This window comes from Sphingomonas gei (assembly GCF_004792685.1).
Lineage (GTDB): Bacteria > Pseudomonadota > Alphaproteobacteria > Sphingomonadales > Sphingomonadaceae > Sphingomonas > Sphingomonas gei.
Genome location: NZ_SRXT01000006.1, coordinates 36,800 through 54,867, shown reverse-complemented (window position 1 = coordinate 54,867; position 18,068 = coordinate 36,800). Strand labels below are relative to the sequence as shown.

Annotated in this window: 16 protein-coding genes, 1 tRNA gene and 1 riboswitch; of the genes, 11 read left to right on the top strand and 6 right to left on the bottom strand. The window is 66.4% G+C overall.

Annotated features, from left to right (window positions below; all coding sequences use genetic code 11):
• Nucleotides 1-27 precede the first annotated feature (27 nt).
• Both leuA and E5A73_RS15170 read right to left on the bottom strand, forming a co-directional pair.
• A complete protein-coding gene (gene leuA / locus E5A73_RS15175) occupies nt 28-1,689 on the bottom strand; it encodes a 2-isopropylmalate synthase (protein ID WP_135964692.1) in 1,662 nt (553 codons plus the stop codon).
• Nucleotides 1,690-1,966: 277 nt separating this feature from the next.
• Nucleotides 1,967-2,203, bottom strand: a complete 237-nt coding sequence (locus E5A73_RS15170; protein WP_135964691.1) for a hypothetical protein — start codon at nt 2,201-2,203, stop codon at nt 1,967-1,969.
• A 172-nt stretch (nt 2,204-2,375) separates the two neighbouring features.
• Between E5A73_RS15170 and E5A73_RS15165 the strand changes: the two genes are divergently transcribed.
• From E5A73_RS15165 to E5A73_RS15145, 5 genes are all read left to right on the top strand, one after another.
• Complete coding sequence (locus E5A73_RS15165) at nt 2,376-2,582, top strand: hypervirulence associated TUDOR domain-containing protein (protein WP_135964690.1); 207 nt, start codon at nt 2,376-2,378, stop codon at nt 2,580-2,582.
• A 32-nt stretch (nt 2,583-2,614) separates the two neighbouring features.
• The gene (locus E5A73_RS15160) at nt 2,615-2,884 is read left to right on the top strand and encodes an SWIB/MDM2 domain-containing protein (protein ID WP_135964689.1); all 270 of its coding nucleotides are present in this window, start codon (nt 2,615-2,617) and stop codon (nt 2,882-2,884) included.
• A 300-nt stretch (nt 2,885-3,184) separates the two neighbouring features.
• A complete protein-coding gene (locus tag E5A73_RS15155) occupies nt 3,185-3,364 on the top strand; it encodes a hypothetical protein (protein WP_135964688.1) in 180 nt (59 codons plus the stop codon).
• Nucleotides 3,365-3,821: 457 nt separating this feature from the next.
• Complete coding sequence (locus E5A73_RS15150; RefSeq protein ID WP_135964687.1) at nt 3,822-5,180, top strand: M28 family metallopeptidase; 1,359 nt, start codon at nt 3,822-3,824, stop codon at nt 5,178-5,180.
• Entirely contained in the window at nt 5,150-5,407 is a 258-nt protein-coding gene (locus tag E5A73_RS15145; protein ID WP_240700216.1) for a hypothetical protein, read from the top strand. Before E5A73_RS15150 ends, E5A73_RS15145 begins: the two co-directional genes overlap by 31 nt.
• Before the next feature lie 128 nt (nt 5,408-5,535).
• Here E5A73_RS15145 and metE read toward each other — a convergent pair whose 3' ends face one another.
• Together metE and putA are read right to left on the bottom strand one after the other, a co-directional pair.
• The gene (gene metE, locus E5A73_RS15140; RefSeq protein ID WP_135964686.1) at nt 5,536-7,818 is read right to left on the bottom strand and encodes a 5-methyltetrahydropteroyltriglutamate--homocysteine S-methyltransferase; all 2,283 of its coding nucleotides are present in this window, start codon (nt 7,816-7,818) and stop codon (nt 5,536-5,538) included.
• A gap of 103 nt (nt 7,819-7,921) precedes the next feature.
• A riboswitch (cobalamin riboswitch) is annotated at nt 7,922-8,124 on the bottom strand.
• A 53-nt stretch (nt 8,125-8,177) separates the two neighbouring features.
• Nucleotides 8,178-11,789 carry a trifunctional transcriptional regulator/proline dehydrogenase/L-glutamate gamma-semialdehyde dehydrogenase gene (gene putA, locus E5A73_RS15135; RefSeq protein ID WP_135964685.1) on the bottom strand — a complete coding sequence of 1,204 codons (3,612 nt, stop codon included), beginning with the start codon at nt 11,787-11,789 and terminating at the stop codon, nt 8,178-8,180.
• A gap of 98 nt (nt 11,790-11,887) precedes the next feature.
• Here putA and E5A73_RS15130 point away from each other — a divergent pair, with 98 nt between their 5' ends.
• Nucleotides 11,888-12,361 (top strand): Lrp/AsnC family transcriptional regulator, encoded by a 474-nt coding sequence (locus tag E5A73_RS15130; RefSeq protein WP_135964684.1) that lies wholly within the window; start codon nt 11,888-11,890, stop codon nt 12,359-12,361.
• A gap of 21 nt (nt 12,362-12,382) precedes the next feature.
• Here the strand turns inward: E5A73_RS15130 and E5A73_RS15125 are convergent.
• Nucleotides 12,383-12,472: transfer RNA gene (locus E5A73_RS15125), tRNA-Ser, on the bottom strand.
• Between the two features lie 134 nt (nt 12,473-12,606).
• Here E5A73_RS15125 and hspQ point away from each other — a divergent pair.
• Nucleotides 12,607-12,987 (top strand): heat shock protein HspQ, encoded by a 381-nt coding sequence (gene hspQ / locus E5A73_RS15120; protein ID WP_135964683.1) that lies wholly within the window; start codon nt 12,607-12,609, stop codon nt 12,985-12,987.
• A 57-nt stretch (nt 12,988-13,044) separates the two neighbouring features.
• Here the strand turns inward: hspQ and E5A73_RS15115 are convergent, their stop codons facing one another.
• Entirely contained in the window at nt 13,045-15,627 is a 2,583-nt protein-coding gene (locus E5A73_RS15115) for a TonB-dependent receptor plug domain-containing protein (RefSeq protein ID WP_135964682.1), read from the bottom strand.
• A gap of 259 nt (nt 15,628-15,886) precedes the next feature.
• Here E5A73_RS15115 and rplU point away from each other — a divergent pair, with 259 nt between their 5' ends.
• From rplU to E5A73_RS15095, 4 genes are all read left to right on the top strand, one after another.
• The gene (rplU, locus tag E5A73_RS15110) at nt 15,887-16,264 is read left to right on the top strand and encodes a 50S ribosomal protein L21 (protein ID WP_135964681.1); all 378 of its coding nucleotides are present in this window, start codon (nt 15,887-15,889) and stop codon (nt 16,262-16,264) included.
• Between the two features lie 24 nt (nt 16,265-16,288).
• Nucleotides 16,289-16,558 carry a 50S ribosomal protein L27 gene (gene rpmA, locus E5A73_RS15105; protein ID WP_135964680.1) on the top strand — a complete coding sequence of 90 codons (270 nt, stop codon included), beginning with the start codon at nt 16,289-16,291 and terminating at the stop codon, nt 16,556-16,558.
• A 174-nt stretch (nt 16,559-16,732) separates the two neighbouring features.
• Nucleotides 16,733-17,290: a GNAT family N-acetyltransferase gene (locus tag E5A73_RS15100; RefSeq protein ID WP_206366511.1), complete on the top strand. Its 558-nt coding sequence runs from the start codon at nt 16,733-16,735 to the stop codon at nt 17,288-17,290.
• 131 nt (nt 17,291-17,421) lie between these two features.
• Nucleotides 17,422-18,006 carry a TetR/AcrR family transcriptional regulator gene (locus E5A73_RS15095; RefSeq protein WP_135964679.1) on the top strand — a complete coding sequence of 195 codons (585 nt, stop codon included), beginning with the start codon at nt 17,422-17,424 and terminating at the stop codon, nt 18,004-18,006.
• Nucleotides 18,007-18,068 lie beyond the last annotated feature (62 nt).

Genomic DNA, 18,068 nt, shown 5'->3' with positions numbered 1-18,068 from the left:
CACTACCCCTCACCAAGCCCCGGCCTCTCAACCCACCCTGTTCGCCGCGCTCAGCACCGCGCGCACCGAAGCCGTGGCGATGTCCGCATCGATCCCCACGCCGAACACCGTCCGGCCATCCGCGGTCCGGCATTCGACATAGGCCGCCGCCTGCGCATCGGCGCCGTGCCCGATCGCGTGCTCGCTATAATCGACCACGTCGAGCGACGGCCCCGTCGTCCCCGCAAGCGCGTCGATAACCCCCGAGATCAAGCCATTGCCGCGCCCCGAGATGCTTTGCTCGACTCCGTCCACTGCGATCCGCCCGACGAACACCCTTTGCCCCGCCGCGCCGGTCTCTTCGTAATCGACCAAGGCGATCCGGTCGCCCTCGCCGGGCAGATACACCGCCTCGAATTTCGCCCGGATATCCGCGGCGTTGAGCTCACGGCTGGTCTCGTCGGCCAGCGCCTGTACGTGCCGCGAAAAGTCCGCTTGCATCCGCTTGGGCAGCTTGAGCCCGCGATCCTGCTCGAGCACCCAGGCGACCCCGCCCTTGCCCGATTGCGAGTTCACCCGGATCACCGCTTCGTAATCGCGGCCGAGATCCTTGGGGTCGATCGGCAGATACGGCACGTCCCAGAACTGATCGTTGCGCGCTTCCTGCGCCGCGAAGCCTTTCTTGATCGCGTCCTGGTGGCTCCCCGAAAACGCAGTGAACACCAGTTCGCCGGCATAAGGATGCCGCGGATGCACCGGCAGGCGGTTGCAATATTCGACTGTCTGGATGACTTCGTCGATGTTCGAGAAATCGAGCCCAGGATCGACTCCCTGCGTGTACAAATTGAGCGCCAGCGTCACCAGATCGACATTGCCGGTCCGCTCGCCATTGCCGAACAGGCAGCCCTCGACGCGGTCCGCGCCGGCGAGCAGCCCGAGCTCCGACGCCGCCACGCCGGTGCCGCGATCGTTATGCGTGTGCAGGCTGATCACGATCGACTCGCGGTTGCGGATATTGCGTCCGAACCATTCGATCTGGTCGGCATAGATGTTCGGCGTCGCCGCCTCGACCGTCGCCGGCAGATTGAGGATCAGCGGCTTCTCCGGCGTGGGGCGGAGGATCTCCATCACCGCCTCGCAGACCTCGACCGAGAAATCGAGCTCGGCGGTCGAGAAGGTCTCGGGGCTATATTCGAAGTGCCAGTCGGTGTCGGGCTGCTTTGCCGCCTCGTCGCGCAGCACCTTGGCGCCGGCGATGGCGATGTCGCGGATCTCGTCGCGGCTCATCCCGAACACGATCCGACGCCACGCCGGCGACACCGCATTATAGAGATGGACGATCGCCCGCTTCGCGCCCTTCAGGCTCTGGAAACTCGTCTCGATCAGATCCTGCCGCGACTGGGTGAGCACCTGGACGATCACGTCGTCGGGGATGCGATCCTCGCGCACCAGCCCGGAGATGAAGTCGAACTCGGTCGCGCCGGCGCTGGGGAAGCCGACTTCGATCTCCTTGACGCCGACCTTGACCAGCAAGTCGAAGAAGCGCTGCTTCTTCTCGCCGTCCATCGGATCGATCAGCGCCTGGTTGCCGTCGCGCATGTCGGTGGAGAGCCAGCGCGGCGGCTGGGTGATCGTCCGGCTCGGCCATTGCCGGTCGGGCAGGTTCACTTGCGGGAACGGACGGTATTTTACGCTAGGGTCGCGCAACATGGGACTTCGCCTCTCGAGGGTCGCGGCCGCGCCGTAGCGCGCGCCAGGTCATGCTGGAAGGTCTGGTTTGGCCTTAGGCCGATGCCCTTAGAGACGTGCGCGCGTGCGGCGGTCCGGCCCCTAAGGGCGGATAAGTCGCAGAAGGTGCAGCGCGTCGGTCACGGGCGGGATAATGCCGCGTGGAGACCGGATTGTCCACCGTACGCATTTCCTGGCGAAATATCGCCCCTGCAAGGGGAGAGGGTTGGAGACCGATGTTCGTACGCGAGGGCAGCGCCTATTCGGCGGCGTTCGCCGGCTCCGCGGCTGCAGCGGCGTTCTCGTCCACGGCCGCACTTTCCACTATAGCGTTGTCCACCGCCTCAGCCTCCGGCGTGGGCGTCTCGCTCGGCTTGGGCGTCGGCGTACCGACGATCTCCGCCATCGGCGGCGCATCCGAATAATTGGTGCCGGTAGTCCCGCCACCGCCGCAGCCGCCCAGCGCCAGCATCGCGCCCAAAACCAGCAATCGCATCCCGTCCTCCCGCATCACGCGCGGCTGATAGCATGGGCCTCGCCCGGCTTCCATCGGTCCGGCGGCGCAACGTTTCCGCCGAGCCGGACCACGAACGCGACGAAGCGTTGCGCGCGCGCAACTTGCCCCGTGTCCCGGCGCTTAATCCCTGTAGGGTCACGGAGAAATGACGATGGCGGAGCATCTTGCGAAGGGCGATCGGGTCAGCTGGAAATCGCACGGCGGCACCGCCCATGGCAAACTGCTCTCTAGACAGACGCACGATACCCATATCAAAGGGCATCAGGTCCGTGCATCCGAGCACGAACCCCAGTACATCGTCGAGAGCGACAACGGCGGGAAGGCTTCGCACAAGCCCGCGGCGCTGACGAAGGAATAGCCCGGAAACGGGTTCGAACAGGAGAAGAGAGAATGGCCGAAACTAAAGCAGCTGGCGGAGCACGTGGTGGTATCGCCAAGCCGGTAACGCCCTCGCCGGAGCTGGCCGCGATCGTCGGCACCGCCGATCTGCCCCGCAGCGAGATCGTCAGCAAGATGTGGGTCTACATCAAGAAGAACAACCTCCAGAACCCTGAAAACAAGCGGGAAATTCTGGCGGACGACAAGCTCGAGAAGATCTTCGACGCCAAGAAGGTGACGATGTTCGAGATGAACAAGCACATCTCCAAGCACGTCAAGTAAGGTTGCCGCCGGCACGCGCTGGCGCACCGTACGACACAGGAGCGGGGCGGGTCTCGGATGGGGCCCGCCCCGTTTCGTTTGCGTCGGCGCGCGGCGGCGAAGTCGCGCGCCCGCGCAGCCGAACGATGCGCGCCGGGCTGTGCCGCCAGACGCCCCCCTCGCCGACTCGTAGGGCGCCGATACGCGCTGATTCACGCGCTTTGGGCGTCTGCAAGCCCTCTTGTCCGGTGTTTTCCACAGAAATCTTCATGGCCACGGCCCCACCGGACTGGCATTGCGCGGGCTAAACAGGAGACGAAGATGTCCGAGCGTTTCGAGCGCCACCGCCAGCCCTGGCGGACCGACGAGATCCAGAAGCTGCACACCCTCGCCAAGAAGGGCATGCCGCTGCGCGCGATCGCCAAGGCGCTCACCCGAAGCGAGGAATCGGTCAAGGAACGCGCCAAGCTCGACAGCCTGAACATCGCCAAGCTGCATTGAACGGGCGGCCGGGACCCGATTCTAACATTGAAGCAGTCAGTTCTCCTGCAAAAGCCAATGTAGGATTTGCTCTGCTGCGAGCGATACGCTGCCGCCCGGCGGGCCGCTATTTGATGTCGTCGGTTTGGTCCACCCAGTGCGCAGCATCCCGCCGAGCGCATGCGTGTCGCCGCATCGGCGCGCGAGGGTGTGCCAGGCGGCGCGTCAATCGCGCACGGTGCGGTCCTGGTGTGACTTGGTGCGACCTTTGCGCCGCGTGACCGGCGCGCAATTGCCCATCGAGACAATCCGCCTCCAATATAATCTTTTTATATCAACAACTTAGCGATTCAACGTCCGCGCAAGATCTTTGTTTTCGAGTCAACCGAGTCAACCAAATCGGGTCTTGCTGCCCGCCCCCCGTTGCTCTCCGCCGCGCCGCTTCCTAAACGCAACCGACTTCCAGACGCGGGGCAACATGCACAGATTGAAGACCATCCTCCTCGCCGGTGCGCTGGCGGCCGCCCTCGCCGCCCCCGCTACCGCCCAGCGCGCGCCCGCGAGGATAACCCCCGATCATGTCCGCGCGCATGTCGATGTGCTCGCCGGCCCGGCGCTGCGCGGCCGCGGGAGCGCGACGCCCGACGAGGCCGCCGCCGCCGCCTATGTCGCGGCGATGTTCCGCGGCTATGGCCTCGCCACCGCGCCAGGAATGACCGGCTACACCCAGCCGGTCGATATCGTCACGCTGCGCCTCGACGGCCCACCGACGCTCACTGCCAACGGCGCCCCGGTCGACGCCCCCTTGCTGTTCTCCTCCACCGGCCAGCCGGTCCGCGGCAAGCTCGCTGTCTTTGTCGGCACCGATCCGAGGCAGGCCCCCGCCGCCGACGCGCTGATCGTCACCGGCGCAGGGGTCAACGGGCTCCAGTTCGCCGGCGGCGTCGATCCCGCCAAGGTCAAGCTGGTGATCGTCCGCGCCACCGAACCGGTCCGCAGCTATTACGACCGCATCGGCCGCCGCCCCCGCCTCCCCCGCTTCATCAAGGGCGAGACGCCCCGCCCCCGCCCGACCGTGCTCGCGCTGAACGACGCCGCGTTCGACCGGCTCGCCGCACAGGACGGCGCCGAGGTCGCGCTCGAACTGCCCGGGCTGGTCGAGCAGGCGCAAGTCACCACCAATGCGCTCGGTTATCTCCCCGGCACCGACCCCGCGGCAGGCGTGCTGCTCGTCACCGCGCATCTCGACCATCTCGGCGTCCGCCCCGACGGCAAGGTGATGTACGGAGCCAATGACGATGCCTCGGGAACCGCCGCGGTGCTCGAGCTGGCCCGCACTTTGGTTGGCAAAAAGCATCGCCGCGGCATATTTTTCGTGGCCTATGGCAGCGAGGAAGCCGGCGGCTTCGGCGCGCGCTGGTTCGCCGAGCATCCGCCGGTGCCGCTCAGCGATGTGGTCGCCAATCTCGAGATCGAGATGATTGGCCAGCAGGACCCCAAGCTCCCCGCCGGCACGATGATGATGACCGGCTATGAGCGCTCGACCTTCGGCGAGACCTTGAAGGCGCACGGGGCCCTGGTCACCACCGACCCCTACCCCGAGCAGAACTTCTTCCAGCGCTCGGACAATTACGCCTTGGCGCTCAAGGGCGTGGTGGCGCACACCGTCTCGGGCTGGGCGACGGTGCCGACCTATCACACGCCGGATGACACCGTGGACCGGCTCGACATTCCGTTCATGGCGCGGGCGATCCAGTCGCTTGTCGCACCGCTCGCCAGCATGGCGGACAGCAAGGCGCGGCCCGAATGGAAGCCCGGCGGCCGCCCGACCGAATGACCACCGGCGAGCTTCACGACCTGCTGGTGACGGCATTGATCCGCCGGTCCGGCGGCAGCAAGCGCGACTGGCGCGCGGCCTTGGGCAAGATCCGCGTCTACAGCCCCGAGACGCATCCGCACTGCAACTGGATGGTGTCGCCCTCGGGCAGCAACGGCGAGAACGCGATAATCGAGCGCCTGCTCGACGATTTCCGGGGGCGCTATCCGCTGGTGAGTGGAGACTGATTTCCCTCTCCCCTTCAGGGGAGAGGGTGGCCGAACGAAGTGAGGCCGGGAGAGGGGCAAGCGCAATGCACGCTCGATAGCCCCCTCTACCCGGCCCACTCCCCGCAGGCGGAGAGAGGGAGCTTACCTCAGGCGGAGGCCCGCAACGTCCGCGCCGCGGCGACCATCGCCTCGATCGCCGGCTTCACCTCATCCCATTTGCGCGTCTTGAGCCCGCAATCAGGGTTCACCCAGAGTTGCTCGGGCCGCAGATGCTGCTGCGCCAGCTGCATCAGCGCGACCATCTCGTCCTCCCCCGGCACCCGCGGCGCATGGATGTCGTAGACCCCCGGCCCGATCGCCCCGGGGTAGCGATACGCCGCGAACCCCTCGAGCAATTCCATCTGCGACCGCGCCGTCTCGATCGAGATCACGTCGGCGTCCATCGCCCCGATGGCGGGCAGGATGTCGTTGAACTCCGAATAGCACATATGGGTATGGATCTGCGTGGCGTCGCCGACCCCCGCCGCGGAGAGCCGGAAGGCAGCTACCGCCCAGTCGAGATACGCCGCCCAATCCCCCCGGCGCAGCGGCAGGCCTTCCCGCAGCGCCGCCTCGTCGATCTGGATCGCCTTGCACCCCGCCGCCTCGAGGTCGGCCACTTCGTCGCGGATCGCCAGTGCGATCTGCTTGCAGGAATCGGCGCGCGGCTGGTCGTCGCGGACGAACGACCAGTTGAGGATCGTCACCGGCCCGGTGAGCATGCCCTTGACCGGCTTGTCGGTCAGGCTCTGGGCATAGCGCCACCATTCGACGGTCATCGGCTGCGGCCGCGAGACGTCGCCATAGAGGATCGGCGGCCGCACGCAGCGCGAACCATAGGACTGGACCCAGCCGTTGACGGTGAACGCGAACCCGGAGAGTTGCTCGCCGAAATACTGGACCATGTCGTTGCGCTCGAACTCGCCATGGACGAGCATGTCGAGCCCGACTTCCTCCTGCCAGCGGATGGTGCGCTCGGTCTCCTCGCGGAGAAATGCCTCATAGGACACCGCATCAAGCTCGCCGCGGTTGCGCCGCGCCCGGGCATTGCGGACTTCGGCGGTCTGCGGAAACGAGCCGATCGTCGTGGTCGGAAAAGCCGGCAAGTCGAGCACCGCCGCCTGCGCCGCGGCGCGTTCGGAGATGTCCGCCTGACGCTCGCCCATCGCCTCGGTCACCGCCGCTGCCCGTGCGGCAACCGCCGGATTGTGCACCAGCGGCGACGCCTTGCGACTGGCATTCGCACTCGCAGACCTTGCGAGCTGGTCGGCAACACTCCCCCGCCCTTCGTTGAGCGCGCGCTTAAGCACCGCCAGTTCCTCGATTTTCTGCACCGCGAAGGCGAGCCACTCGGCAACTTCGCCAAGCTTGGTTTCAAGCGCCAGATCCACCGGCACGTGCAGCAGCGAACAGGACGGCGCGAGCACCAGATCCCGCGTCGCCGCCACAGGTTCGAGCCGGTCGAGCAGCGCCTCGAGATCGGAACGCCAGACATTGCGGCCGTCAACCACGCCGAGCGACAGCAGCAGCGACTTGGGCGCGGCCTTGAGCAGCGGTTCGAGTTGCTCGGGCGCGCGCTCCAGATCGACGTGCAGCCCCGCCACCGGCAGCGCCGCGGCGAAGGACAGGTTGTCGCCGAGCCCGCCGAAATAGGTGGCGAGCATCAGCTTCGGCCCCGAGCGCGAAAGCTTGGCATAAGCGCGCGTGAGCGCGCGCCGCTGCTTCTCGTCGAGATCGAGCACCAGCACGGGCTCGTCGATCTGCACCCATTCGGCCCCGGCATGCGCGAGTTGGCCAAGGATCGCGGCGTAGAGCCCGAGCACCTCGTCGAGCATCTCGAACGGATCGACTCCGCGCCCCTTGGCGAGGCTCAGCCACGTCACCGGCCCGAGCAGCACCGGCCTCGTCGCATAGCCCTGCGCCTTGGCCTCGCGATATTCGTCGACCACCTTGAGCCGGTTGAGCGCCAGCTTCTGGCCGGCGGCGAGTTCGGGCACCAGATAATGATAATTGGTGTCGAACCATTTGGTCATCTCGCACGCCGTGACGCTCCCGTGCCCGCAACCGTCATGGCCACCGGTCGTCCCCCGGGCCATTGCGAAATATGTCGCGAGAGCGGCTTCGCCGTCGGCGCTGCGATAGCGTTCGGGGATCGCGCCGAGCATCATGCTGGTGTCGAGCACGTGATCGTAGAGCGAGAAATCATTCGCCGGCAGCCAGTCAGCACCCAGCGCCTTCTGTCGGGCCCAGGCGGCGGTGCGCAGTCCGGAGGCAGCGTCGAGCAATTCGACCTCGCTGGCCTTGCCCGCCCAATGCGCTTCGAGCGCATGTTTCAGTTCGCGCCGCGGTCCGATCCGCGGAAATCCCAAAGTAGCAACGGTAACGGTCATGTTCTTCAACCCCGAAGAGGGGCGAGGCACGCGGAGCAGACGCGCGCATGCACGGCCATAGCCCGGCCGACACGCAAGCGGCCGACCCGGGCACCCCGCCGGTGGACGTAGTCGCGTCGAAGGCAGGTCTCCTGGCTCACGGGTCGGCGCGATGGTCCGTCTTCCCGGGGCGAACCCCAGTGACATGGTTGGACCACAGCTCGCCGCTTACAGTTGCGGGGGCAGCGCCGGTTTTTCACCGGCTTCCCGTCTTAGCTCCGACGCAGGGCACGCCCCGGACGAAGAACCTTGACCCGCTCCAGATCGCACCACCGCGCGGAGTCGTCAAGCATCACATAAAGAAATCTTTATATGATGCTTCAGCCGAGCATCATCAGGCTGGCATTGCCCCCCGCCGCGGTGGTGTTGATCGAGATCGACACCTCCTCGACCAGCAGGTTGAGACGATAGGCATCTGCCCTGCCCAGTGACTCGGTCGATGCGGCCTGCACGGAGATGACCCCGCCCTCACGCGCGGCCAGCTTGCGCAGCATGCGCGTAACCTGCTCCGCGTCTCCCTCGACCAGCGCCCCCGAGACCAAATCGGCCTCGCTGCGGATCCGCGCCCGCACACTGGCCGGCAGATCGGCCAGCCCCGCGGACTCTCCCTCCACCACGACGTGGTTGCCGGTCGCGAGGCACGCGGCGAGCTGATGGAAGAGTCCTTGCCGAGTCACCGGCGCCAGCAGGATCGTACCGCGCGGGTGGAGCGAATACAGATTGCGCTCGCCGACCGGCCCGGGGAGTTCGGCCTCGCGGCCCAAGGGCGACGCAGCTCCGAGCTCGCGCGCCAGCGCCGCCGCAGCCTGCTCGCCGTTCGCGTCCAGCCATCCGGCGAGATCGGCGAGCGCCGGGTCCGCCAAGGCTTCGCGCCACGGCTCCGGCGCCGCCACATCGCGAACCAGCCGCGGCAAGTATAGCGGCCCGCCTGCCTTGGGCCCGGTGCCCGAAAGCCCACGCCCGCCGAACGGCTGGACGCCGACGATCGCCCCTATGACGTTGCGGTTGATGTAGAGGTTGCCCGCCTTGATCCGCGAGGTGACCTGCGCGACCGTCTCGTCGAGCCGGGTGTGCAGCCCGAAGGTGAGGCCATAACCGGTGGCGTTGATCGCATCGATCAGCGCGTCGAGATCGTCGCGGGCGTAGCGGATCACGTGGAGCACCGGCCCGAACACTTCGCGGGTCAGGTCGGCGATGCTGTCCAGCTCGATGATCGTCGGCGGTACGAAGGTGCCGTGCGCCGTCTCGGGCGATAGCACCAGCTGCTCGACCCGGCGCCCGCGGCTGCGCATCGCCTCGATATGCTTTTCGATATTGGCCTTGGCCTCAGCAGTGATCACCGGGCCAATGTCGACCGCCAGCCGATCGGTATTGCCGATCCGCAGCTCGGCCAGCGCCCCCTTGAGCATCGCCAGCGTGCGATCGGCGACGTCTTCCTGCAGGCACAGGATGCGCAGCGCCGAGCAACGCTGGCCGGCGCTGTCGAACGCCGAGGCGATGACGTCGGCCACCACTTGCTCGGCAAGCGCCGACGAATCGACGATCATCGCGTTCTGCCCGCCGGTCTCGGCGATCAACGGGATCGGCTTGCCATCGGCCGACAGCCGCTCGGCCAGCTGCTGCTGGATCAGCCGCGCCACGTCGGTCGAGCCGGTGAACATCACCCCCGCGGTCTCTGGTGCACCGACCAGGGCCGCCCCGATCGCCCCGTCACCGGGCACGAACTGGAGCGCGTCGGCGGGAATCCCCGCCTCGTGCAGCAACCGCACCGCTTCGGCGGCGATCAGCGGCGTCTCCTCGGCAGGCTTGGCGAGCACCGGATTGCCGGCGACGAGCGCCGCGGCGACCTGTCCGGTGAAGATCGCCAGGGGGAAGTTCCACGGGCTGATGCACACCACCGGCCCGATTGGCCGGGCGCCGGGCGCCAAGGCGCGCGCCTGCACCGCGTAATAACGCAGGAAATCCACTGCTTCGCGTACTTCGGCGATCGCATTGGGTACCGATTTGCCCGCCTCGCGCACCGCCAGGCCGATCAGCGCCGGCATGCGTGCTTCCATCGCGTCGGCGGCACGCTCCAGCATCCTTGCGCGTTCGCCGACCGGCACGGACGACCAGGAGGCGCCAGCGGCACGCGTCACCGCCGCGCGGGCAGAGTCGGGCGCGGTTTCGACAACGCTGCCAACCACGTCGCGATGATCGGCGGGGTTGAGAACCGACCGCTCCGTCCCCTCACCCGCAGCCGCGCGCCACTGCGTCGCGGCGCTTGCCTCCAGCGCATCGCTCAGCGCCGCGAGCGCGATCTCGTTCGCCAGGTCGATCCCGGCCGAGTTGCGGCGATCGGGATAGAGGTCGACGGGCAGCGAAATGGCATCGTGCTTCGCTCCAGGCGCCTGCGCGCGCCGCACCGCGTCCACCGGATCGGCGACGAGTTCGTCGATCGACACCGCCGGATCGGCGACGCGATTGACGAACGACGAATTGGCGCCGTTCTCGAGCAGCCGGCGCACCAGATACGCCAGCAATTTCTCGTGCGTCCCCACCGGCGCATAGATGCGGCACGGGCGGCCGAGCCCCTCCTCGCCCACCACTTGCCGATAGAGCGGCTCGCCCATGCCATGCAGGCACTGGAACTCGTAATCGCCGATCGCGAACTCGGGCCCGGCCATCCGGTAGATCGTCGCCAGGGTCAGGGCATTGTGCGTCGCGAACTGCGGGAAGATCACCGCCTTTGCCGCCAGCAGCTTCCGCGCGCAGGCCACATAAGCGACATCGGTGTGCAGCTTGCGCGTGTAGACCGGGAAATCGGCGAGCCCGTCGACCTGCGCGCGCTTGATCTCGGCATCCCAATAGGCGCCCTTGACCAGCCGCACCATGATCCGGCGCCCGGCACGCCGCGCGAGATCGACGATCCAGTCGATCACGAACGGACACCTTTTGCCATAGGCCTGCACGACGAAGCCGAGCCCGTTCCAGCCGGCAAGCGCCGGATCCAGCGCCAACGATTCAAGCAGGTCGAGCGACAATTCGAGCCGATCGGCCTCCTCCGCGTCGATGTTGAAGCCGATGTCATAGGATTTGGCGAGCACCGCCAGCGCCTGCACCCGGGGCAGCAATTCGCGCATCACTCGCTCCGCCTGCGCCCGCGAATAGCGCGGATGCAGCGCGGACAGCTTGATCGAAATCCCCGGCCCCTGATAGATTCCGCGTCCGCCCGCCGCCTTGCCGATGGCATGGATCGCCTGCGTGTAATCGTCGAAATAGCTCGCTGCATCGGCCGCGGTCGCCGCAGCCTCGCCCAGCATGTCGTAGCTATAGCCGAAGCCGCGCGCCTCTTCCTTGCGCGCGCGCTTGAGTGCCTCGTCGATCGTCTCGCCGGTAATGAACTGCTCGCCCATCATCCGCATCGCCAGATCGACCCCGCGGCGGATCACCGGCTCGCCGGCGCGCGCGATCAGCCGGGTGAGCGCGGCACCCAGCCCCTTGTCGTCGGCGCTGTCGACCAGCTTGCCGGTGACGACCAGCCCCCACGTCGCCGCGTTGACGAACAGCGAGCGGCTGCCGCCGAGATGCGCGCGCCAGTCGCCATCCGCGATCTTGTCACGGATCAGTGCATCGCGCGTGGCGTCGTCGGGGATGCGCAACAGCGCTTCGGCGAGACACATCAACGCGACGCCTTCCTCGCTCGACAGCGTATACTCCTGGACCAGCGCCTCGACACCGCTCTTGGTGCCTTGCTTGCGCAGCGACGCGATCAAGTCGCGCGCCGTCTGCTCGGCAGCGGCGCGTACATAGGCAGGCAACGCCGCGGCTTCGAGCAGCGGCGCGACGCAGTCGGGCTCCGATCGCCGATATGCCTCGGTGATGGCCGTGCGAAGCGGCGTCTGGGGAAGGCTTGGTGGCGCGAATGCCGCAAAGGGGGTGCTGGTGGACATGCGACAAATATAGTGCGCGACTTGAAGTCGATCTGTCTTACTTTGAGGCAAGCGACTACAACAAACGCCGGATACCGCGCTCGTGAAAGGCAAAATGCATGGCAGATCGTGCGAATCCAGTCGATCTGGACGAATATGACCGCAAGATCCTCAATGTGCTGCGCGAAGATGGTCGGATCACTGTCACCGATCTAGCCGAGCGCATCGGCCTGTCGAAGACTCCCTGCCAGCAGCGGCTCAAAAGGCTGATCGAGAACCGCGTCATTCTAGGCTTCACGGCACGGATCGATCCCGCCAAGCTGGCACTGGATCATGTCGCCTTCACCGAAGTGAAGCTGTCCGACACGCGCGAGAAGGCACTGGAGGAGTTCAACGCCGCGGTCCGGCGCATTCCCGAGGTCGAGGAATGCCACATGATCGCGAGCAGCTTCGACTATCTGCTCAAAGTCCGCACCGCCGATATCCGCAAATACCGCATCGTGCTGGGCGAACGCATCTCCAGCCTGCCGCACGTGGCGAGCACGTCGACCTACATCTCGATGGAAACGATCCGCGAGAGCGGCGGCGGCTGAGTCTCAGCTAATCAGGGGAAGTGGCGGAGAGGGTGGGATTCGAACCCACGGTACCCGTGAGGGCACGCCGCATTTCGAGTGCGGTACATTCGACCACTCTGCCACCTCTCCGCGAGGTCTTTGATGCCGTTGTCGGGGTTTCCGACGAGCGCCACCGGTCGATAGAGCGGGGGCCATTAGCTGAGTCATTTGAGCGACGCAAGCTCCGCGCTTGTGCGGGAGCGAAGAGGCACTAGATTGTCGGTATGTCGCGTACACCCATAGCCAGCCTGCCCCTCGAGGCCACCATCCCGATGCCGCCGATATCGTCCGCGCGCTTCGCGATCGGCGAAGTCGTTCGCCACCGGCTGTTCGATTTTCGCGGAGTGATCTTCGACGTCGACCCGGTCTTCGCCAATTCGGACGAATGGTATGAGGCGATTCCGGAGGACGTCCGCCCGCGCAAGGACCAGCCTTTCTATCACTTGCTCGCCGAGAACACCGATTCGAGCTACATCGCTTATGTCAGCCAGCAGAACCTCGTCGTCGACGACACCGACGAGCCGGTCGACCATCCGGCGATCAGCGGCCTGTTCGAGCTCTACGCCGGCGGCCGCTACAAGCTGAAGCCCCACCACCGGCATTGATCCCCGTCGCCGCCCGCGACTTTCGTTCCCCTCCCGCTAGCGGGAGGGGAACTTGCCTCAGAAGTCGAAGGCGATCCGCGAGTAGACGAAGCGCCCGTTGAACCCGAACGGCGAGAATGACGAGTAGGGCAGGAAGTAATTGTTGTTGCCGTATACGCCGCCCGCTGGCGCCTTGGTCGGATAGACGTCGAACACATTGTCGGCGCCCACTGCCAGTTGCACGCCCGGAAGCGCCTGGAAGCGGATTTCGGCGTCGGTGATCCACTTGGGCTCGAGCCAGTAATCGGCAACGCCCTGCCCCGCCGGGATCGCCAGGTCGGTCGAGCTGCCGGTCGAGAGCACGCGGCCATAGCGGTTGGTTCGCAGCGTCAGCCCGACGGGCTTCAGATCCCAGTCCAGCGAAGCGTTGATCTTGTCGCGCGGCTGGCCGTCGGTGAGGCGGAGCGATTCGGCGCGGCCGAACACGATCAGCCCGGGCAGCGACGGCAGCGAAGCGCGGTCGATGATCTTGGTCTGGTTGTGGTTGTACCCCGCCGCCAGCGTGAACCGCCCCGCGCCGAAATCGGGCACCTTGTAGGTCGCGATCACGTCGACGCCCTGCGTCTTCGTGTCGACGCCGTTGACGAAGAATCGCGCCGAACTGGCGTTGGTGATGCCCGCCCCGGTCAGCAACGCGACCACCGCGGCGCCGCTCAGCGACTCGCTCAGCACCACGCGATCGCGAATCTTGATGTTGTAATAGTCGGCGGTGACGGTGAGCCCCGGCACCAGCGAGAATACCACGCCCGCACCGAGATTGGTCGACTTCTCAGGCTCCAGATCCTTGGCGCCGAGCGCGCGCGACACGGGATCGGAAACCGCGAAGGTGCCCGTCTCGATCAGATTGCCGCCGGTGAACACCGTGGAGGTCGCCGTGAAATATTGCTGGGCGAGGCTCGGCGCACGGAACCCCGTGGAAGCAGAGCCGCGGATCGCAATGCCCTCCACGGGCTCGAGCCGCGCGGCGACCTTGCCGTTCCACGTATCGCCGAAGTCCGAATAATGCTCGTAGCGCCCGGCCAGCTGAACCGAGAAAAAGTCGGTCACGTCGGCATCGGCCTCGGCATAGCCGGCCCAGCTGTTGCGCGACACGTCGGTCGCGTTGTTCGGCCGGAAGCCGGGAAACACCTGCGCGCCGCCCGCCGCGTTGAACGGCGCGACCGAGAACGGACCGTTGAGGTAGCTCGCGACGTCACCCGCGACGATCTTGTAATTCTCGTTGCGATACTCGCCGCCGAACGCGATCCCGAACGATTGCAGCCCGGCAAAATCGAACTTCCGGCTAAGGTCCAGATTGACCACCGTCTGCCCCGAACGCAGCCCGCCCGCGTTGAAACTGCGCGGGCTGTTCGCCGCGCCGAGCGAAACGTTGACGCTGTTGGTCACCTTGTAATCGAGCTGGTTCGATCCGTAGACCACCGACAAATCGCCGGTGAACCCGCCGACATCGCCGCGGATGCCGACCGCGCCCGAAACGTCTTCGACCTCCGTCGCAATGTACGGGAGATACCCGTCGGCATAGATCGGCACGAAGGCCGTCGTCGAAGCCGACCAGTCGCGGTTGCGCACGTCGTTGGCGCGCCGATAGAAACCGCCGCCCGATGCGTCGCGAATGCCGTAGCTCCCGAACGCATAGAGCTCGAAGCCGCCGCCCAGATCGTAGCCGGCATTGGCGAAGAGGTTGTAGTCGATCGCCTCGCCGTCGCCGTAGCGATGCGTGAAGCGGTCGATCGACAGCTCGCGCGGATCGCCCACGGTGAGATATTGCCGCCTCGGATCGGCGCCCGAGCGATTGGTCGGGTCGCGGTCGCGGAATTGCGCGGTGAGGTTGAGATAGCCCCCCGCCCCCACTGGCAGGCCGAAATTGGTCGCCAGGGTCAGCGTATCGCCGTCATGGCGCTCGCGCTCCCCGCCGGTGTTGAGTTGGAGCAAGTCGTTGGTGGTCCCGCCCGGCGTCAGCACGGTCGGAATACCGCCGGTATTGGCGACCCCGGTGACGTCCGACACGCCGTCCATCGACGTCAGATACTTGCCATAGGTGATGCTGGCGCGCGTGCCCTCGCTGCGGCGCAGCTGGAGGTTGATCACCCCGGCGATCGCATCCGAACCATAAAGCGAAGAGGCGCCGTCGCGCAGGATCTCGATGCGGTCGATCGCGATCGCAGGGATCTCGTTCAGATCGACTGCCGACGAGCCGCGGCCGACCGAACCGTTGAGGTTGAGCAACGCCGAAGTGTGCCGGCGCTTGCCGTTGACGAGGACGAGCACCTGGTCGGGCGCTAGGCCGCGCAGGGTGGCGGGCCGCTGCGAATCGGTGCCGTCGACCAGCGAGGGCTGGGGGAAGTTGAACGACGGCACGAGATCGCGCAGCAGGCGATTGGTCTCGGTCGCGCCCGACTTGGTCAGCGCGTCGCCGCCGATAACATCGACAGGAACCGGGCTGTTGGCAACGCTGCGCTCGGCAACGCGCGAACCGGTGACGACGATCTCCTCCCCGGCGGTCTCTTCCGCGGGGATGGGGTCAACGGTCTGTGCCGCCGCCGATGTCGCGAAAGCGACCAGCGAAATACCTGCGAGAAATGGGGAAATACGGGTAAACATGGGCTTGCTCTCCTGGAAGCCTCAGGCACATCCTGCCCTGATTCCCGCAGCATGGCCCCGAAAGCCACCGGAACGAACCCGAAACCTCCTCCGGATCGGTATAGATTTTCTTGTCTCCCCGCGGACGGCGCGCCTGACTTCAAAATGTCAACAATTGCACCAGCCATGGTTGACTTGCGCACCCTCTTCCCTTAGCTGCGCCCTTCCTCCTGCCGGGGCATTCCTTGGCGGGCACATGCTTTTGTTAGAGAAGAGACCCATGTTCGCTATCGTGCGCACGGGCGGCAAGCAGTATCGCGTCGCCGCCGGAGACAAGATCGTCGTCGAGAAGCTCGAGGGCGAGGCGGGTTCGTCGATCTCGCTCACCGACATCCTGCTCGCCGGCGAAGGCTCGGACCTGCAGTCGGTCGAGGGGCTGACCGTGTCGGCCGAAATCCTCGCGCAGGCGAAGGCGGACAAGGTCATCGTCTTCAAGAAGCGCCGTAGGCACAATTATCGCCGGAAGAACGGCCATCGCCAGCAGCACACGATCCTGAAGATCACCGCGATCGGTGCGCAGGAAGAGAAGAAGCCCGCCCGCGCCAAGAAGGCCGACGCTGCTCCCGCCCCGGCGGAAGCTCCGGCCGCCGAAGCATAAGCGTAAGTTCGAGGAGTATAGCAAATGGCACATAAGAAAGCAGGCGGCTCTTCGCGCAACGGTCGCGATTCGGCAGGCCGTCGTCTCGGCGTCAAGAAGTTCGGCAGCGAAGCCGTGATCGCGGGCAACATCATCGTGCGCCAGCGCGGCACCAAGATCTATCCGGGCGTCAATGTCGGCATGGGCAAGGATCACACCCTGTTCGCGCTTACCGACGGCCGCGTGGCGTTCAAGGTCGGCAAGCTCGGTCGCAAATTCTGCTCGGTAGACATGATTGCGGAAGCAGCCGAATAACATCGGGTAACCGGACGGGTTGCCCACCAGGGTGGCCCGGGTCCGGCGAACGGACCAGCTGAAAAGGGAGACGGGCCACCCCGGCTCCCTTTTTTATTGCTCCCACGAAATGCGGCTGCAAACTGGCTGTCACAGTGACGCGCCAGGGGCACCGCAAGACCGAGGAGACTGGTCATGTTCGTGCGTACGCAAAGACTGACGTTACGGCCCGGCTGGCGCGAGGACGCCGTCGAGCTCGCCCGCGCGATCGGGCATGAAACCGTGGTGCGCAACCTTGCCCGCGCGCCCTGGCCCTATACGCTAGAGGCAGCGGAAACCTTCACCTCGAGCTTCGAGGCGCCTGCCGAGCCCAAATTCCTGATCTTCGAGCACCAGGGCGGCCCGGCACGGCTGATCGGCGGCATCGGCATCGGCCCGTTCGAAAAGGAAGCGCACGACTTCGGTTATTGGCTCACCCCCGATGCCTGGGGCCGCGGCTATGCCACCGAAGCGGGCGCGGCGGTGCTCCGCGCCGCCCGCGCTGCGGGAATCCGCCACGTCGGCGCCGGCCACTTTCTCGACAACCCGGCTTCGGGCCGCGTGCTGCGCAAGCTCGGCTTCCGGCCCACCGGCCGGGTGACGCAGGTCTATTCGCGCGGTCGCGGAGTCGCATTGCCCTCGGCGCGTTATGCGCTCGACCTTGCCGAAGCCGGCACCGTAGACAACGACCCGCGAGCTCGCATGGCGGCGTGACACGATCACGCCGCCGGCGTCGCCTGCGCAACCCGTCCCGAATCGCGGTATGCTCCCGGCATTCCGCGCTTTCGTCGCTGCGCGTCCTCGCCTAAGCCGGGCGACCCCGGGGCAAGAGTAAATTTCCGCCGATGGCATCGAGTGCACGCAGACGTCTGTCTCCCGAAGAATCGCGCGACGCCGCAATCGAGGCCGCGCGTGCGCTGCTGCTCGAATCGGGTCCGCAGGCCGTCACGCTGAAGGCAGTCGCGGCGCGGATCGGCCGCACCCATGCCAATCTGCTCCACCATTTCGGCTCCGCTGCGGGACTGCAAAAGGCGCTCGCGGCGAACATCGCCGAGACCGTCACTGCCGAGATCGGCGCGGCGGTGTTGCGCACGCGCAGCGCCGACAATGATCCCTGCGAAGTCGTCCACCTCACCTTCGACGCGTTCGGCAAGGGCGGCGCCGGCGCGCTGGCGAGCTGGATGATCCTCAACGGCAATGAAGACGCGCTCGATCCCATCCTTGAGGCGATCCACCGGCTCGTCGACGAGATCAGCGCCGACGCCACCGATGCGCAGATGCTGCGCGAGGAGACGCTCCAGCTCACCCTGATGGCGCTGGGCGACGCGCTGCTCGGCGGCCCGATGGCCCGCGCCGTCGACCTCCCCCGCGACCGCGCCCGCGAGATCGCGATCACCCAGCTGCGCCATTCGATAGCCAGGGGCGGCTAGGGTCGATTTCATATTGACGGAATCGGTGCTTTTCCCGTTCGCCCTGACCCTGTCGAAGGGCG

What these genes read in the sequence shown, in the direction of transcription:
- leuA (WP_135964692.1), bottom strand. Translation starts at nt 1,689, where the DNA reads ATGTTGCGCGACCCTAGCGTAAAATACCGTCCGTTCCCGCAAGTGAAC.
- E5A73_RS15170 (WP_135964691.1), bottom strand. Translation starts at nt 2,203, where the DNA reads ATGCGATTGCTGGTTTTGGGCGCGATGCTGGCGCTGGGCGGCTGCGGC.
- E5A73_RS15165 (WP_135964690.1), top strand. Translation starts at nt 2,376, where the DNA reads ATGGCGGAGCATCTTGCGAAGGGCGATCGGGTCAGCTGGAAATCGCAC.
- E5A73_RS15160 (WP_135964689.1), top strand. Translation starts at nt 2,615, where the DNA reads ATGGCCGAAACTAAAGCAGCTGGCGGAGCACGTGGTGGTATCGCCAAG.
- E5A73_RS15155 (WP_135964688.1), top strand. Translation starts at nt 3,185, where the DNA reads ATGTCCGAGCGTTTCGAGCGCCACCGCCAGCCCTGGCGGACCGACGAG.
- E5A73_RS15150 (WP_135964687.1), top strand. Translation starts at nt 3,822, where the DNA reads ATGCACAGATTGAAGACCATCCTCCTCGCCGGTGCGCTGGCGGCCGCC.
- E5A73_RS15145 (WP_240700216.1), top strand. Translation starts at nt 5,150, where the DNA reads ATGGAAGCCCGGCGGCCGCCCGACCGAATGACCACCGGCGAGCTTCAC.
- metE (WP_135964686.1), bottom strand. Translation starts at nt 7,818, where the DNA reads ATGACCGTTACCGTTGCTACTTTGGGATTTCCGCGGATCGGACCGCGG.
- putA (WP_135964685.1), bottom strand. Translation starts at nt 11,789, where the DNA reads ATGTCCACCAGCACCCCCTTTGCGGCATTCGCGCCACCAAGCCTTCCC.
- E5A73_RS15130 (WP_135964684.1), top strand. Translation starts at nt 11,888, where the DNA reads ATGGCAGATCGTGCGAATCCAGTCGATCTGGACGAATATGACCGCAAG.
- hspQ (WP_135964683.1), top strand. Translation starts at nt 12,607, where the DNA reads ATGTCGCGTACACCCATAGCCAGCCTGCCCCTCGAGGCCACCATCCCG.
- E5A73_RS15115 (WP_135964682.1), bottom strand. Translation starts at nt 15,627, where the DNA reads ATGTTTACCCGTATTTCCCCATTTCTCGCAGGTATTTCGCTGGTCGCT.
- rplU (WP_135964681.1), top strand. Translation starts at nt 15,887, where the DNA reads ATGTTCGCTATCGTGCGCACGGGCGGCAAGCAGTATCGCGTCGCCGCC.
- rpmA (WP_135964680.1), top strand. Translation starts at nt 16,289, where the DNA reads ATGGCACATAAGAAAGCAGGCGGCTCTTCGCGCAACGGTCGCGATTCG.
- E5A73_RS15100 (WP_206366511.1), top strand. Translation starts at nt 16,733, where the DNA reads ATGTTCGTGCGTACGCAAAGACTGACGTTACGGCCCGGCTGGCGCGAG.
- E5A73_RS15095 (WP_135964679.1), top strand. Translation starts at nt 17,422, where the DNA reads ATGGCATCGAGTGCACGCAGACGTCTGTCTCCCGAAGAATCGCGCGAC.